Source organism: Flavobacterium sandaracinum (assembly GCF_004349135.1).
Classification (GTDB): domain Bacteria; phylum Bacteroidota; class Bacteroidia; order Flavobacteriales; family Flavobacteriaceae; genus Flavobacterium; species Flavobacterium sandaracinum.
The window spans coordinates 29,220-46,879 of sequence record NZ_SMFN01000025.1 but is presented as its reverse complement, the minus strand read 5'-3'; the positions used below and the strand labels follow the sequence as shown (position 1 = coordinate 46,879).

General features: G+C 35.3%; 11 protein-coding genes. 5 read left to right on the top strand and 6 right to left on the bottom strand.

Features of this window, described 5'->3' with window-relative positions:
• From E0F91_RS15675 to E0F91_RS15665, 3 genes are all read left to right on the top strand, one after another.
• Window positions 1-2,357, top strand: a 2,357-nt coding sequence (locus E0F91_RS15675; protein WP_132067381.1) for a T9SS type B sorting domain-containing protein, incomplete at its 5' end; no start/stop codon positions are given.
• Between the two features lie 62 nt (window positions 2,358-2,419).
• Window positions 2,420-3,337 carry a PorP/SprF family type IX secretion system membrane protein gene (locus E0F91_RS15670; protein WP_132067380.1) on the top strand — a complete coding sequence of 306 codons (918 nt, stop codon included), beginning with the start codon at window positions 2,420-2,422 and terminating at the stop codon, window positions 3,335-3,337.
• 19 nt (window positions 3,338-3,356) lie between these two features.
• Window positions 3,357-5,219, top strand: coding sequence for an OmpA family protein (locus tag E0F91_RS15665; RefSeq protein WP_132067379.1), 1,863 nt, complete (start codon window positions 3,357-3,359; stop codon window positions 5,217-5,219).
• 79 nt (window positions 5,220-5,298) lie between these two features.
• Here E0F91_RS15665 and E0F91_RS15660 read toward each other — a convergent pair whose 3' ends face one another.
• Window positions 5,299-5,880 (bottom strand): MiaE family protein, encoded by a 582-nt coding sequence (locus E0F91_RS15660; protein ID WP_099713544.1) that lies wholly within the window; start codon window positions 5,878-5,880, stop codon window positions 5,299-5,301.
• 111 nt (window positions 5,881-5,991) lie between these two features.
• Here E0F91_RS15660 and E0F91_RS15655 point away from each other — a divergent pair, with 111 nt between their 5' ends.
• Window positions 5,992-7,233: a glycosyltransferase gene (locus E0F91_RS15655; RefSeq protein WP_132067378.1), complete on the top strand. Its 1,242-nt coding sequence runs from the start codon at window positions 5,992-5,994 to the stop codon at window positions 7,231-7,233.
• Window positions 7,234-7,288: 55 nt separating this feature from the next.
• Here E0F91_RS15655 and E0F91_RS15650 read toward each other — a convergent pair whose 3' ends face one another.
• The 5 genes from E0F91_RS15650 to porU all read right to left on the bottom strand — a co-directional run bounded on the left by E0F91_RS15650 (window position 7,289) and on the right by porU (window position 15,700).
• Window positions 7,289-8,956, bottom strand: coding sequence for a pyruvate dehydrogenase complex dihydrolipoamide acetyltransferase (locus tag E0F91_RS15650; RefSeq protein ID WP_132067377.1), 1,668 nt, complete (start codon window positions 8,954-8,956; stop codon window positions 7,289-7,291).
• 7 nt (window positions 8,957-8,963) lie between these two features.
• Window positions 8,964-9,962: a pyruvate dehydrogenase (acetyl-transferring) E1 component subunit alpha gene (pdhA, locus tag E0F91_RS15645; protein WP_132067376.1), complete on the bottom strand. Its 999-nt coding sequence runs from the start codon at window positions 9,960-9,962 to the stop codon at window positions 8,964-8,966.
• Between the two features lie 142 nt (window positions 9,963-10,104).
• Window positions 10,105-10,587 carry a cytidine deaminase gene (gene cdd, locus E0F91_RS15640; RefSeq protein ID WP_132067375.1) on the bottom strand — a complete coding sequence of 161 codons (483 nt, stop codon included), beginning with the start codon at window positions 10,585-10,587 and terminating at the stop codon, window positions 10,105-10,107.
• A gap of 74 nt (window positions 10,588-10,661) precedes the next feature.
• A complete protein-coding gene (porV, locus tag E0F91_RS15635; protein WP_132067374.1) occupies window positions 10,662-11,831 on the bottom strand; it encodes a type IX secretion system outer membrane channel protein PorV in 1,170 nt (389 codons plus the stop codon).
• 38 nt (window positions 11,832-11,869) lie between these two features.
• Complete coding sequence (gene porU / locus E0F91_RS15630; RefSeq protein WP_132067373.1) at window positions 11,870-15,700, bottom strand: type IX secretion system sortase PorU; 3,831 nt, start codon at window positions 15,698-15,700, stop codon at window positions 11,870-11,872.
• 208 nt (window positions 15,701-15,908) lie between these two features.
• On the opposite strand from porU, the gene gldJ reads away from it, so the two are divergent.
• Window positions 15,909-17,594 (top strand): gliding motility lipoprotein GldJ, encoded by a 1,686-nt coding sequence (gene gldJ, locus E0F91_RS15625; protein ID WP_132067372.1) that lies wholly within the window; start codon window positions 15,909-15,911, stop codon window positions 17,592-17,594.
• Window positions 17,595-17,660: the final 66 nt, after the last annotated feature.

The window sequence follows — 17,660 nt, the reverse complement described above, 5'->3', positions numbered from 1 at the left end:
ATAGTTTGGATGGTACAACGTATCAATCTTCGAATACTTTTTCAGGATTGGCACCAAATAATTATACTTTGTATGTAAGGAATACAGCGGATAATACTTGTGTTACTCCTTCATCATCTGTAATTACGATTAATGCAGTTCCACTTCCTCCAGTTGTTCCAACAACAGCCAGCGTAGTGCAACCAACGTGTGCAACTCCATCAGGAAGTATTTCCATCACTACACAATCGGGAGTAGAATATAGTTTGGATGGTACAACGTATCAATCTTCGAATACTTTTTCTGGATTGACACCAAACAATTATACTTTGTATGTAAGAAACACAGTGGATAATACTTGTGTTACACCTTCATCATCTGTAATTACGATTAATGCAGTTCCACTTCCTCCAGTTGTTCCAACAACAGCCAGCGTAGTGCAACCAACTTGTGCTACTCCATCAGGAAGTATTTCCATCACTACACAATCGGGAGTAGAATATAGTTTGGATGGAACAACGTATCAATCTTCGAATACCTTTTCTGGATTGACACCAAATAATTATACTTTGTATGTAAGAAACACAGCGGATACTACCTGTCTTACGCCTTCATCAACTGTAATAACGATTAATGCAGTTCCACTTCCTCCAGTTGTTCCAACAACAGCCAGCGTAGTGCAACCAACTTGTGCGATTCCATCAGGAAGTATTTCCATCACTACACAATCTGGAGTAGAATATAGTTTGGATGGAACAACGTATCAATCTTCGAATACTTTTTCTGGATTGACACCAAACAATTATACTTTATATGTAAGGAATACAGCGGATAATACTTGTGTTACTCCTTCATCAACTGTAATAACGATTAATGCAGTTCCACTTCCTCCAGTTGTTCCAACAACAGCCAGCGTAGTGCAACCAACTTGTGCGATTCCATCAGGAAGTATTTCCATCACTACACAATCGGGAGTAGAATATAGTTTGGATGGAACAACGTATCAATCTTCGAATACTTTTTCAGGATTGACACCAAACAATTATACTTTGTATGTAAGAAATACAGCGGATAATACCTGTGTTACGCCTTCAGCATCAGCTATCACAATTAATTCAATACCAGTAGTTGTTTCACCAACTTCGGCTAGTATAATTCAACCAACATGTTCAATTCCTTCGGGAAGTATTGCAATAACAACACAACTTGGAGTAGAGTACAGTTTGAATGGTGTAACGTATCAATCTTCGAATACTTTTTCAGGATTGACTCCAAACAATTATACATTGTATGTAAGAAACACAGCGGATAATACATGTGTAGTTCAATCGGCATCAACAATTACTATTAATGCTATTCCAATTCCTCCAATAGTCCCAACCGCAACAACCGTGATTCAGCCAACTTGTGCGATTCCTTCGGGAACTATTACAGTAGTAGCTCAATCTGGTGTAGAGTACAGTTTGAACGGTGTGACGTATCAAACTTCGAATACTTTTTCAGGATTAGCACCAAATGACTACCTATTGTATGCTAGAAATATTGCTGATAATACATGTTCAGTTATAAGTCCGGTACGTGTTACAGTCAATCCACTTCCGTTATTGCCTTCCACTCCAGCTTTGGTACAAGTTATACAACCAACTTGCTTGGAGCCTTCCGGAAGTATTACAATCAGTACACAAGCAGATGTGCAATACAGTTTAGGTAATGCTTATCAAAATAGTCCTGTTTTTAATAATTTGACACCTGGAAAATACACCATGAGTGTACGATTTACTACTAGTCCTGCATGTATTACTCTAGGATCTGAAGTAACTATAAACGCTATTCCGTCACAAATACAATTTGAAACCACAGGTGACTGTGAAAACAAAGAATATATTTTAACGGCAAATCCGCTATCAGATTCATACGATTCAAATGAGGTTTCTTATCAATGGAAAGATAAAGATGGAAATCTTATTGGAACAAATTCAAATGTTTTAAATGTTTCTTCTGTCATCGCCTCAACTCCTAACGGACAAATAGTTTTCCCTACTGTCTATTCGCTCACGGTAACTTCCGCAGCTACAGGTTGCGAAACATCGGCAAATGTGACAGTTGAATCTGCATATTGTAATATTCAAAAAGGAATTTCTCCAGATGGAAATGGTTCAAATGATTACTTCGATTTAAGATTGATGGATGTCAAAAAACTGGAAATATTTAATAGATACGGTATTAAAGTTTATAGCCAAGAGAATTATACAGACCAATGGAAAGGCCAGTCAAATAAAGGAGATGATCTACCAAGCGCTACTTATTATTATGTGATTGAATTCAAAAGTAGTGAGCCAAAAACGGGTTGGATTTATTTGATTAGAGAAAAACAGTAATTAATATATTTATTAGTCCACAGCTATTTTAAGTGGACTTATAAACTGAAAAATATATAGATATGAACAAAATACTATTGATGTCGCTTTTAACACTCTTCACTTGTATAGATGTAAAGGCACAACAAGATCCACATTATACTCAATATATGTATAATATGAACGTTGTCAATCCAGCCTATGCTGGTTCAAAAGAGAATCTCTCTTTAGGACTTTTATATAGAAAACAATGGGTTAATATTGAAGATTCACCGGCTTCATTTACTTTTTCTGGTCATGCACCAGCAGGTAAAAATGTTGGAATTGGGATCTCTTTTATTTCAGATAAAATTGGACCGGTTACGGAACAAAATGTTTTTGGAGATTTCTCATATACTTTGAAATTAGGCGATACACAGCGATTGGCATTTGGTCTAAAAGCGGGAGTTTCTTTTCATAAAGTAGGACTAAGGGATATTCAATCGAGCTTGCCGGACCCAACTGAAGGTATCTTTGGAGAGGATATTAATGATACTTCATTGAATTTAGGTACAGGTTTATTCTATTATACTGATAAATATTATGTGGCATTATCACTTCCTAATATGTTAAAAGCAGTTCATTTAGATTACAACGGACGTGAATATGGCTCAGATGTATCGCATTATTTTCTAACTGCAGGTTATGTTTTTGATGTGAATTACGAACTAAAATTTAAACCTTCGTTTATGCTGAAATCAGCTTTTGATGTAACTCCTTCTCTGGACTTATCAGCTAATTTTTTATATCAAGAAAAATTTGAAATTGGGGCAACGTACAGATTACAAGATAGTTTTGGCGGAATGATCAATTTTGCAGTAACTCCAGAATTAAGAATCGGCTATGCTTATGATCATATCGTTTCAGATTTAAAAGTTACTGCGCCTTCATCACATGAATTTATATTGTTATATGATTTATTTGAGTCAAAAAAAGTGTCCCGTTCCCCGAGGTTTTTCTAAAATTTAATTACTGAACGTAATGAAAAAAAATACAATATTGTTGTTTTTTGCGTTAGCAAGTTTTTCACTTTGCGCACAAAATAAAGAGACTAAGAATGCTGATAAATTATTTGAAAGCTACGATTATGTTGAAGCGGCCAAAGATTACATCGCATTAGTCGAAAAAGGAAATTCTGATACCTATTTGAGCAAGCAGCTCGGCGATAGTTATTATTTTATGCAAGAAACTATAGAATCCGAAAAGTGGTATGCTAAAGCAATGGCTTCACAGCAAGATGCGGAAACCTATTACAGATATGCTCAAATGCTGAAGTCTAACGGTAAATATGCGGAATCAAATGCCCAAATGAAAGCGTTTTCTAAAATAGCGCCTAATGATCAGCGTGCAGTTACATTTAGCGAAAATCCAAATTACCTTACGGATTTGAATGCTATCGAAAATCGTTTTAATTTAAACAGAATTTCCATCAATTCTGAAAGATCAGATTTTGGTGCGGTTCTTTATGGTGATACTCTTTATTTTGCAAGTGCCAGAAATGAAAGTAACAAAATATACGGTTGGAATAACGAACCGTATTTAGATATTTACCAGTCAACTTATAATGCTGATGGAAGTTATTCAGATGCAATTCCTGTTGATGAATTAAATACAAGATTCCATGAAGGTCCAGTTACTCTAACTAAAGATGGAACGATCATTTATTTTTCAAGTGAAAGTTTCAAGGATAAATTATTCGAAAAAGATAAAACACATAAGCTCAAGTTTGGTCAAGTAAATCTGTATAAAGCAGTTAAAGAAAATGGGAAATGGAGCAATATTATCCCCTTACCATTCAATAGTAAAAGTTATTCTACTGGCAATCCTTCGATAGATAAAGATGGAAAGGTCCTTTATTTTGCATCCAATATGCCGGGTTCAATAGGAGGAACAGATATATGGAAAGTTACAGTTAACACAGATGGAACTTTTGGAGTACCTGAAAATTTAGGAACTAAAATTAACACAGTTGGCGATGAAAATTTTCCTTACATAACGGATGATTCGATTTTGTATTTTTCTTCAAATGGACTAACTGGTTTTGGAGGTTTTGACGTTTTTTCTGTTGATTTAAATAGAGATTTGGATCCCAATAATCTTGGAAATCCAGTGAATACTGAGAAAGATGATTTCGCTTTTACTTTCAATCCAGATAAAAATATAGGATTTGTATCGAGTAATCGTTCCGGTAAAGATCATATTTATAGTGCGACTCCAATTTGTAAGGCGCAAATATCCGTTGTTGTCAAAAATGCTAAAACTGCAGTATTTTTAGCTAATTCTAAAGTAGTACTTTTAGATGCAAACAATACTATTATTGATACCCAAATGACTAATAATAGTGGTGAAGTTGTTTATAATGTAGAATGTAAAAAGCCGTATAAATTAGAAGTTTTTCAAGATGGTTTTGTAACTAAATCTTTTTCTGCAACAAGTGAGCAAGGTAAAATATATATTGATGCTAAATTAGAGCCTATTGATGTTATTGTTACAGAAACTGAAATCCTATTAAACCCTATTTATTTCCACTCTAATAAAAGTGAAATTACAGATCGTGGAGCAGTAGAACTTGATAAATTAGTTTATGTTATGTCGCAAAACGATGCAATCAAAATTCATGTAAAAGCGCATACGGATTCCAGAGGAACGGATGATTATAATTTAGATTTATCTGAGAGAAGAGCGCAGTCTACTGTGGCATATATTATTTCTAAAGGTATCAATTCTAACAGGATTTTAGGAACAGGATACGGTGAATCGCTACCAAAAATAGATTGTCAAGATAAATGTACCGAATTGGAGTTCGCATTAAACAGACGTTCTGAGTTTATGATTGTGAAATGATTTACTTAATTTAAATAAACAAAAACAGGATGCTTTTTCGGCATCCTGTTTTTGTTTAATGTGATAGTATCTTTCCTATCTAACCGTGAATCGTTTCTTGTTTGCCATAGTTAGTGATTATGGAAGTCTCAAATTCAATCCACTCCTTCCATCGTTTGTCTACATCTATATTATCAGCATATTTACGTGCAAAACCTAAGAAAGTTGTGTAATGCCCAGCTTCTGAAATCATTAGATCTCTGTAAAAAGTAGCCAATTCAACATCTTTTATGTTTTCTGATAAAACTTTAAATCGCTCGCAACTTCTAGCTTCAATCATAGCTGAAAATAACAATCGGTCACAAAGAGCATCTTTTCGACTGCCGTCTTTTTTCATGAATTTAAAAAGTTCATTTACATAATGGTCTTTCCTTTCTCTACCTAAAGTCAATCCTTTGCTTTTGATTAAATTATGAACCAATTGTAAATGATCTAATTCTTCTTTGGCAATAATCAACATTTCGGTTACTAATTCTTCCAATTCCGAATTGTAAGTAACTAGACTTATTGCATTGGAAGCTGCCTTTTGTTCACACCAAGCATGATCCGTCAAGATTTCTTCTATATTTGATTCAACTATATTTACCCAACGCGGGTCTGTGGCTAATTTTAATCCTAACATGTTAATGATATTTATTTGCTACAAAATTAGTGTTTTATAATCTATTTTTGATTTAAATGACCGGATTGAAGTCAAAATAGCATTATTTTGCAATTGAAATTTTATAATACTATGAATCAAGTTCAAAAGCTTTTAATCATCGGTTTTGTTTGGCCGGAACCCAATTCGTCTGCAGCAGGAGGAAGGATGTTGCAGCTGATATCACTTTTTAAAGCGCAAGGTTTTAGTATCACGTTTGCCAGTCCTGCGCAAGACAGTGATTTTATGGTTGATTTGCAAGAATACAATGTGGAGAAAAAAGCTATAGAACTTAATAATTCCAGTTTTGATATTTTTATAAAAGATTTTGATCCGAATGTGGTTTTGTTTGACCGTTTTATGATGGAAGAACAATTTGGTTGGCGCGTTGCTGAAAATTGTCCGGATGCATTACGATTATTAGATACCGAAGATTTGCATTGTCTAAGATTAGCTCGCCAGAAAGCTTTCAAAGAAAACCGTTTCTTTAAGACCACTGATTTGTTTATTGAAGAGGTTTCAAAACGGGAAATAGCCAGTATTTTACGTTGTGATTTGTCTTTGATGATTTCTGAATTTGAAATGGAATTATTAGAATCAGTGTTTAAAATTGATACCTCTTTATTGCATTATTTACCTTTTTTATTAGAACCAATTGATGTTGCTGAAATTGATCAATTACCGACTTTTGAAGAAAGGACCGACTTTGTTTTTATTGGAAATTTTCTTCATGAGCCTAATTGGAATGCCGTTCAATATTTAAAAGAAACGATTTGGCCTTTGATTAAAAAACGGCTACCTGAAGCTATATTGAATGTTTATGGCGCATATCCCTCACAAAAAGTACTTCAATTACACAACAAAAAAGAAGGCTTTTTTATCATGGGACGAGCGAATGATGCTCAAGCAATAGTTCAGGAAGCGCGAGTTGTTTTGGCTCCTTTGCGTTTTGGTGCTGGTATTAAAGGGAAATTGTTAGAAGCGATGCAATGTGGAACGCCAAGCGTCACGACTTCCATTGGTTCAGAATCCATGCATGGTGACTTGCTTTGGAATGGTTTTATCACAGATGACATTGTTGATTTTGCGGATAGAGCGGTGCAATTGCATCAAGATAAAACACTTTGGCTTAAAGCCCAACAAGACGGAATTGAAATAATCAATCAACGATATTCTAAAGGTTTATTCGAGAGTGACTTTAGAACTAAAATGGAATTTTTACGCTCTAATTTACAGCAGCATCGATGGAATAATTTTATGGGAGCGATGTTACAACACCATACTTTAAGAAGTACCAAATACATGTCGCGTTGGATTGAGGAGAAGAATAAATAAAAAATCCCGTCAAGTTTTTAAACAAGACGGGATTTGTGTTTTAAAAACCGAGTTATTACGCAAGCATTGTAACTGGGTTTTCTATAAATTGTTTCAATGTTTGTAAAAATTGAGCTCCAGTTGCACCATCAATTGTTCTGTGGTCGCAAGCTAAAGATAACATCATTGTGTTTCCTACAACGATTTGACCATTTTTAACCACTGGTTTTTCTACAATAGCACCTACAGATAGGATAGCAGAATTAGGTTGGTTAATGATAGAATTGAATTCAGTAATACCAAACATTCCAAGATTAGAAACTGTAAAAGTACTGCCTTCCATCTCTGTAGGTAGTAATTTTTTGTTTTTAGCTCTTCCTGCAAGATCTCTTACGCTACCACCAATTTGAGATAAACTCATAGCATCTGTAAATCGCAATACAGGAACCACTAATCCGTCTTCAACAGCTACAGCAACTCCAATATTCACATGATGGTTGATTAGAATAGAATCTTCTCTCCATTGTGAATTCACTTTTGGGTGTTTTTTCAAAGCCATTGCGCACGCTTTGATTACCATATCGTTAAAAGATACTTTTGTATCCGGAACGTTGTTTATGATAGTTCTGGATTTCATTGCTTCATCCATAGCTACCTCTATTACTAAATTGTAATGTGGAGCAGTGAATAAAGATTCTGCTAAACGTTTCGCAATGATTTTTCGCATTTGCGAATTCTTGATTTCTTCTGTAAAAACTTCTCCTGCTGGAACAAATACTTTTGGCGCAGCCGCAGTCTCTGTTTTTGCTGGTGCAGCGGCAGTTGTTTGTGCTGGAGTAGCAACAGTTTGTGGAGTAAAGTTTTCGATATCGCTTTTCACAATACGTCCGTTTTCACCGGAACCTTTAACTTGTGTCAATTGAATTCCTTTATCACTTGCAATTTTCTTTGCTAATGGTGAAGCTAAAATTCGTTGACCGTCAGTTGATGGTTCTTGTACAATTGGTTCCGAAGCTTTTTCTGTTGAAGCCACTTCTTTTTCTTCTGCAGGAGCTTCTTTTGGCGCTCCGCCAGTTTTATAGTTTTCAGCAATTCCACTAATATCAGTTCCTGCTGGTCCAATGATTGCCAATAGACTATCAACTGGTGCAGTATTACCTTCTTCAATTCCTACGTATAATAAGGTTCCTTCGTTGAAAGATTCGAATTCCATCGTAGCTTTATCAGTTTCGATTTCAGCAAGAATGTCGCCTTCAGCAATAGCATCACCTACTTTTTTCAACCAAGTCGCTACAGTTCCTTCCGTCATCGTATCGCTTAAACGAGGCATGGTAATCACTACAACTCCTTTTGGTAATGAAGTTGTTGCTGGTGCTGCAGATTTTGTAGCTTCGGGAGCAGCAGTTGTTTCTTCAGCAACTTTTGTTTCCTCAGCAACTTTTGTTTCTTCTTTTGCTGGTGCTGCATCAGCTGGTTTCCCTGCTAGTAATGCCGAAATATCCTCACCTTCTTTTCCTATAATCGCTAATAAAGAGTCTACTGGTGCAGTTTCACCTGCAGGTATACCTATGTGTAAAAGTGTTCCTTCGTTGAAAGACTCAAATTCCATTGTTGCTTTATCGGTTTCAATTTCTGCTAGGATGTCTCCTTCACTTATTTTATCACCTACTTTTTTAAGCCAAGTCGCTACCGTTCCTTCCGTCATCGTATCGCTCAAACGAGGCATTGTAATTATTGTTGCCATAATTGATTTATAGTTTATGAGGTAAAAATGGATAGTTCTCTTGTTCGTATACTACGTCATATAGTTGTTGAATTGGTGGGTATTCAGATTCTTCGGCAAATGTTACACATTCTTCCACTAAACCTTTTACTCTTTGATCAATTACTTGGATTTCTTCCTCTGTTGCGTAGTTTTTATCTTTAATTACATCTAAAACTTGTGTAATTGGATCAATTTTTTTGTACTCTTCTACTTCTTCTTTCGAACGGTATAATTGCGCATCCGACATAGAGTGACCTCTATAACGGTATGTTTTCATTTCTAAGAAAGTGGGTCCGTCACCACGACGTGCTCTGTCAATTGCTTCAGTCATTGCTTCAGCAACTTTTACAGGGTTCATTCCGTCAACTGGTCCGCAAGGCATTTCATACCCTAAACCTAATTTCCAGATATCAGTATGATTGGCTGTTCTTTCTACAGAAGTTCCCATGGCGTATCCATTGTTTTCAACAATAAATACAACTGGAAGTTTCCATAACATAGCCATGTTAAAAGCTTCGTGTAAAGAACCTTGACGTGCTGCACCATCACCAAAATAGGTCATAGTAACACCGCCAGTTTCAAAATATTTGTCAGCAAAAGCCAATCCTGCACCTACAGGAATTTGACCTCCTACAATTCCGTGACCACCATAAAAACGGTGCTCTTTTGAAAAAATGTGCATGGAACCACCCATTCCTTTTGAAGTTCCGGTAACTTTTCCTAAAAGTTCCGCCATTACACGCCTAGGATCAACTCCCATACCAATTGGTTGAACGTGATTTCTGTAAGCAGTAATCATTTTGTCTTTAGTCAAGTCCATAGCGTGCAATGCACCAGCTAATACTGCTTCTTGACCATTGTATAAATGTAGAAATCCTCTAACTTTTTGTTGGATGTATAATGCGGCGAGTTTGTCCTCAAACTTTCTCCAAAGCAGCATATCTTCATACCACTTTAAATATACTTCTTTTGTAACTTCTTTCATCTGAATTTTTCTTTTGCTAAAGTGTTATTGTATTATCAATTTGTACTATAACGCAAAATAGTTTCCTCCCACAAATTTGCGAAATGCAAAAATAAGACATTCCAAGTAAGAACTAAAATTTAATAGGCAATTTTTGGAATTTTTACAAGAATTTTTTATCGAACATAAATGGAAGTAAGTTTTTCAGGGAATCTGATTTGTAAATAGCGCCAATTTCTCCCATAAAATAGATTTCAATTGGGTTCTCTTGTTTTATTTCATATTCTGCAATTGACTGTCTGCAAGATCCACAAGGCGGAATCGGAGCTGTAGTTTGATTAGTGTCTGATGCAGCCGTAATTGCCATTTTTAAAATTTTGGCTTCTGGATAAACTGCTCCAGCATAAAAAATAGCGACACGCTCTGCGCAAAGCCCGGACGGATATGCTGCATTTTCTTGATTTGAGCCAAGTACAATTTTGCCATTGTCTAAAAAAATGGCTACTCCAACTCTGAATTTGGAATAAGGGGCATAAGCATTTTTTCTTACTTCAACGGCTTGTTTCATTAAATCCTGAATGTCATTTGGTAATTCCTGAATGGATTCGTACACTTTGAACTGTGTGGTAATTGTTATTTCTTTCATATTTTTTTAAGGAAAAAAAATCCAAACTTCATAGTGTTGAAGTTTGGATTGTTATTTGTAGATTTTTTTTATGTTTAGTATTCGTCATATTTATCTCCAAAATTGAAGGTAAGTGAAAAGCGTAGGGTGTTTTCTAATGGGTTTTTTACTTTTGACGCTGAGAATAAATAGGAAACATCTACTTTTACTACATTGTATTTGAAACCTGCTCCCATAGAGAAAAATTGTCTAGCACCTTTTAACGGACTTTCGTGAAAGTAACCCAAACGCATCGCAAAGGAATCTTGGTACAAATATTCTGCGCCAAGTGCATAAGTAAATTCTTTTATTTCTTCACTTAGCCCATCAGGTGCATCTCCAAATGATTTAAAAATGCCTGAGGTCCATCCTATAGCGCGGTAATTGTCATTGTTTTGATTTCTTTCTTCGGGTGTTACTGTGCCGTCTCCATTTAAATCCGGATTCTGAGGTGTTGGTACTAATAGCTTATTTAGTTCGACATTTACTGCAACCTTATTATAATCGTCTAATATAAAATCAAAACCAGTTCCGATTTTTAAATTAGCAGGCAAGAAATTGTTGTTGAATTCATCATTGTCATAGCTGATTTTTGGACCTAAATTTTGAATGTTAAATCCAGCCCTCCATCTTCCATTGAATTCATTGTAAGCTATTTCTTCGGATTGATAAAAACCGGCGACATCAACCGCAAAAGAACTAGCTGAAGTTGCATCATTGTTGTCTGAAGCTACTTTTAAATTCGAGTTAATGAATCGTCCCGCAATAGCCATGGAAAATTTTTCACTAAGTTTTAGGGAATAAGACCCATCGATTGCAAATTCGTTTGGAGAGACAATTGGGAAGTCTTCATTTTGTTCGCCTGTTTGTCGTAGTTCTATATCTCCTAAACCAAAATAGCGAATGCTTCCGGCAAAGGCACTTCTTTCATTCAATTTTTGATAGTAGGTCACCTGTCCTAATGAAATATCATTTACTAAATCAGTAAGGTAAGGGGTGTAACTAATGGAAAATCCTTGCGCATCTGTAGAAAATGCATATTTAGCAGGGTTCCATTGTTGGGAAAAAGCATCGGCAGATGTTGCAACACCCATGTCACCCATACCTGCTGCTCTTGCATCAGCAGCTACAAGTAAAAACTGAACGCCAGGTACTATAACGCGATCCTGAGCTTTGGCAAATGAAACAAGTGAGAGACAAATTAAAAGGAATATTGTTTTTTTCATTCTAGTGGTACTATTTATTAAACAAATATAGTATTTTATTAAAGTATAACAAGTTTTTCGAATTTTTCACTTTTGATATTGGTCAACGTAGATTTTACAGTTAACTTATACACGTAAACTCCTTTTCCAAGGCGGTCGCCGAAATCATCTTTACCGTTCCAAGTTATTTCTTTTGACAAAAAACCTTCCGTTGTAATAATTTGATTTTTTGTCCAAACTATTTTTCCTGTTATTGTCATTACTTGAACCTGAACTTCTAATGGTTCATATGGTCTATTGTGTGTAAACCAAAACTCGGTATAGCTAACAAATGGGTTAGGGTAATTTAATACATGTGTCAATGTTATCGTTTCATCGCCTACTACAATAAACTGAATTTCAGCGGTGATTGGGTTGTTGTATACGTCCCAAGCTTTGAATGAAATGGTGTGTAACCCTGGAGCTAAATTCCGTAATGGAAACCGAAGTGTCCCTCTAGTAAAATCATCTAGTTTAGTTTGATAATAATCGTTTAAAACAAAAGGATTGCTGACATCTCCATCTAATACGGCAACAATGTCATGTCCTATTCCACTAGCTGTATTTATCCCATTTTCATCCTCAAGATTCGCCACAAGAAAAGGAGATTCGTTTGTTGTGCCTCCGGAAACAAATGTTTCATCATTCATATATAACTTCACTCTTGGGCTAATATTGTCTGCAATAGCATTTTCGTTTATCCCTCCTATTTTTATAGTAGAGTCGTACCCAGTTTCGTTTTGTAAAAGCTGATTTTTTTTGGAATAAAAGCTAATTCTTCCATTGGCTAATGGGACTCTGATGTCTCGAGGTACTACAAAACTAAATTCAAATTGACCGTTAGTAACCGTAGCATTTCCTCTAAATATTGTTTCTCCTAATACATTAAAGCTAATTGGAGGACTATTTCCGTCATTGTTATTGGTGGTTCTAATAACGTCCTTGTCAAAAATAGTGGAAGAAACTTCACCATTATAGTTGCTCAGTGGATTGTTGTTCTCATCGGTAACTTCTCCTGTTAGTTTTATTTTTGATAATGATTTAAAATCATCAATCGTTTGGCTGACTGGAATATCATTTACTTTGGTAAGTCTAATTTTTGGTTTTGGTATAGCAAGCATTAATGCTGGATCACCAATATAAAAAACAACATTGGTAGCTGAATTTGGGTTACTATTTTTAGAGATTCGTAATGCTTCTGCTATTGAAGTATATTGGTTTGAATTGTACGACAATAAATTTCTTGTAAGCAGATCGTTAAAATTTTCAGCGCTAAATTGACCAATAGAGCGTATGGTAGTAATCATTGCAATTGCTCCTCCTTTTGGGTTCCAGTAAGTGTATTCTCCAGCTGTTGGCCTAAACGGATTGTCAAAACGAGAAAATTCACAGGTAATCGTTATAAACAATGGATATTTGTATTGATTGCTTAAGTTCTGCCCGTCTGATTTTTCCCAAATGCGCTCTGCTGATAAACCATCTTCACCGCCATGACCCAAATAATTGAACACTAAAGCTCCTTTTTCGAAAGCATTAAAAAAATCAGTTCTTGCTTTTGGATATCTGGAACCGCCGGCAGAGGCTTCTTGCGTATAAGAATCGAGTAAAATCTTATTTACATTCAAAAATGGCTTTTCTGAAGAAATGGTATTTGCAAGTCCATTTTGTCTGTTTTGTAAACTCGCATCTGACGGTATATCGGAGTCATCAGAAATTAAAACAAAGTTGTTTCTCCAGCTCCCGTACGATTTTACATCATGGTACTCAATTACTTTATTTACCATCTCATCAGCCTGTTTGCTGTTATTTACCAACATTCTACCCACAGCAATGTCTATTCCTCCAAAATAGGAGACAATATTTCCTTCTGAGGGATCCATTAATCCGAAAAAATCATCTGAGGCAAAAGAGGATTCTCCTGTTGTACTACTATTTAAAGAATGATAAATAGGCACGACATTCGTATTGTTCACGATTCTATTTTTAAAATCATAAGATGCATCACCAAAAAGATTAATATATTTTACTCTTTTATTGCTCGTTGATGCATTTTCATAAATGTATTTGATGCAGTTTCTTATCGCAGCGATATCCTGTTTTCCTGAAGAAAATTCTTGATATATTAATTCTAAAGGAACTACTTTGACATTTAAATTAGAATAGTTACGATGGAAATTGGCTAATTTCTCTGCTTGTGAAATTAAAAAGGAGGGTGAAATGATGACGTAATCAATATCTTGAAATTGACCTAGACTATTTTTAAATAAAGTTCCTTTTAGATTTTGATTAGCAACTTTAGATTTGCTATCTCTTAAGGGAGTGTAATAATCTGTGGCATCAACTGCAATGTACTTTCTGAGTTCGCCTAAATTGGCTTTGAAGCTGAATGTAGGTTGATTTGTGTTTTCGATTTTGGAAACTGTGTACGGATCAGTAACGTCCCATATTTGATTAATTCCAGTAGCATTTGAAAGTTCATAATTTACAATACCTATATTCGAACCGGATAGATCGTACTGAAAATGAAATTGTTTTCCGTAGCCCTGAAGTTTTCTTTTAGCGATGAGTCTAATGTTATCTAGGAAACCTTTGGAGCCAGGGACGCCGTTATTGTTGTATTTTAATTTAATTTTTGTGTTTTCAGCGCCATTAAAATTAGTGTTATTGGGTAGGGAACCTAAGAGAAATTCGGTGCCAGATGTGACGCTAAGTGCGGGAAAAGTAATGGTACCCGCTGCATTGCCATTTGCAGTTACGCTAAAGGAGGTTGTTGTGAAAGCTGCAGAGGACGCTGTTAGCATTATTTTTACAGGAACGGAAGAGTCAATATTTGGAAAACTAAAATCAAATTCCTGTTCGTTTTTTACTTCAAATGATTCCCCAAACCATTGTCGACCCAAACGGGCAATGTTGACAAGATCTTGCTCGTGGAATTGATAATCATCAAAAGAATTTAAATTCAACGTGCTATTTCCAGTAGGTTGAGCCATAGGAGAAATTCTCTTTCCGTCAGCGCCTTGGACAGTAATATAGTAATAGGACTTGTTATCATATAAATTAAGGTGCGTTCTGCTTTCCGGATTCCAAGTGTCTACTCCCTCAGCGTAAAAAAGGATAAAATCTTCGTTGTTAAAAATGCCGTCGCTTTCACCATTAATCTGAATTGCATTTTCAATTAAATCATCAGGATAATAAATGCTGTTTGAAAGAGGTAGCATTCGACCGCCATTGCCATAGATTTTTATTTTTCGGGGATTAATTGTAGTAATATCTATTCCCAGTTGCTGTAGAAAGTTTTTAGATATCTTATACACTCCTGATTTTTCCACATAAAATTGATACCAGTTGCCAGTTGCTAAAACAGAATTAGAAATTGTATTCACTTTTTTTGTTGATTGGGCTGTTTTACCGTTATTGATTTCTATTTCATAGGAAAAGGATTTGATTCGCTTGAATCCAAAATCATCCTTTATGATGGGGGAAATGTTAACAAATGCTTCTTTGATGTCTCTTGAATTCGATATAACTAGCGATGCGTTGGTTGTTTTTGGGATATTTTCAGAGATTAAGTCGCCAAGCTGCTCTACTGAAATGGATTCGTAGTTTGTATTGGTGATTTGCACCTTACCTTGTTCAAAAGAAACGGGGTCTTTCGTTTTTAAGGTAAAAAGCAATGTTTTTTTTGTAGCGTCATAGTGAAAGCTATTTCCTGCGAAATGAGGAATAATAACTTTAGAATCCCCATAGGACATTTCTTTTTTTTCTAACCATTCGATGGTAATGTCACCTTTAATTTGGGCAAAAGAAACAAACGGAAGTAAGACTAGTATAGCCAAAAGTAATTTTCTCATTGTTTTTTTAACGTGATTAATAGTGGGTTATTATTAATTAGTAAAAATAAATCATTTCATGTTATTGTAAATAATAAATATTATAAATTTGCGTTATTCTAGATAATTTAATGTTAAAATTAGATTTACAGATTTAATAAAAAAGATAGACGCTTGTTAATTGTTAATTATTATATTGCGGCACTAAAATTATTACCCAATAAAGAGTATGAAAGCAAACAGAATTATGAGCTTACAGTTGTTACTATCAATCATGTTGATTGTTGGTTTCTCCAGTTGCAGTAAAAAATCCAGTTCAAAGAACACTTCCAGAGCAACTGGTTGGAATATGGATAGTAAAAAAGGTTCCAGTACTAAAAAGCAGGAAGCAGGACCAGGTTTGGTTTTTGTTGAGGGAGGTACATTTACTATGGGAAAAGTTCAGGATGATGTGATGCACGATTGGAATAATACACCAACACAACAGCACGTTCAATCTTTTTATATGGATGAAACTGAGGTAACTAATTCAATGTATCTAGATTATTTAGATTGGTTGAAAAGTGTGTATCCGCCAACGGAGGAAATATATAAAAACATATATGAAGGTGCTTCACCAGATACGTTGGTCTGGAGAAACAGATTGGGTTATAATGAAACAATGACTAATAACTATTTAAGACATCCTTCTTATGCAGAATATCCGGTTGTTGGAGTGAATTGGATTCAAGCAACTGAATTCAGTAACTGGAGAACGCAGCGTGTAAATGAGGCGCTATTAGAAAAAAACGGATATCTTAAAAAGAATGCTAAAACACTCGATGTAACAGCCGAGAGTAATTTTGATACTGAAACTTATTTAAATTCTCCTACATCAGCATACGGAGGAAATGAAGATGTTGTTTTAAAAGGGGGAAGAGGAGCTAGAAAAACACCAAAAGCGGGGAAAGATGGAACAGTTACTGAACCAAAAAATGTTTACGCACAACGTTCATCAGGAATTCTTCTTCCAGAATACAGGCTGCCAACTGAAGCAGAATGGGAATATGCAGCAGCTGCAGATGTAGGTCAGAGAGAATACAACATCTATAAAGGTCAGAAAAAATACCCTTGGTCAGGGGGATATACGCGCTCAGGAAAGAGACAGAGTCAAGGGGATCAATTGGCCAACTTTAAGCAAGGAAATGGAGATTATGGTGGGATAGCAGGTTGGTCTGATGATGGAGCTGATATCACTAATGAAGTTAAGAAGTATCCTGCTAATGATTTTGGATTGTATGATATGGCAGGAAATGTAGCGGAGTGGGTACAAGATGTTTATAGACCTGTAATTGATAACGAAGCGAATGATTTTAACTACTTTAGAGGAAATCAATACACCAAGAATAAAATTGGTGCAGATGGTAAAGTAGAGATAGTTAACAAAGACAACATGAAGTATGATACGTTGAGTAATGGTAGAATTATTGCCAGAAACTTTCCGGGTCAAATTGCTCAAGTACCCGTTGACGAACAAGAGACTTATTTGAGACAGAACTTTGATAAAAGCGATAACATTAATTATAGAGATGGAGATAAACAATCAACCAGATATTATAATTTTGGCGATTCAGAGTCTGATAACGAAAAAGCAAAATCAGATAAAGTAATGTACAACTCTCCGAAACACAATGTTACAACTGACAGTTTAGGAAAAATGGTTAGGAAATATGACAAATCTAGCAAAAGAACTACCTTAATTAATGATGAGTCAAGAGTTTACAAAGGAGGATCTTGGAGAGATAGAGCTTATTGGTTAGATCCGGCTCAAAGAAGGTATTTTCCACAAGACATGGCAACAGATTACATTGGTTTTAGATGTGCGATGTCCAGAGTAGGACCAAAAGCAGATAAGAAGAGATCAGCAAGAAATTAAATTGATAATTAAATAAAATAAAAAGAAAAGCCCTTTGATTAGGGCTTTTCTTTTTTTAAATCGTTT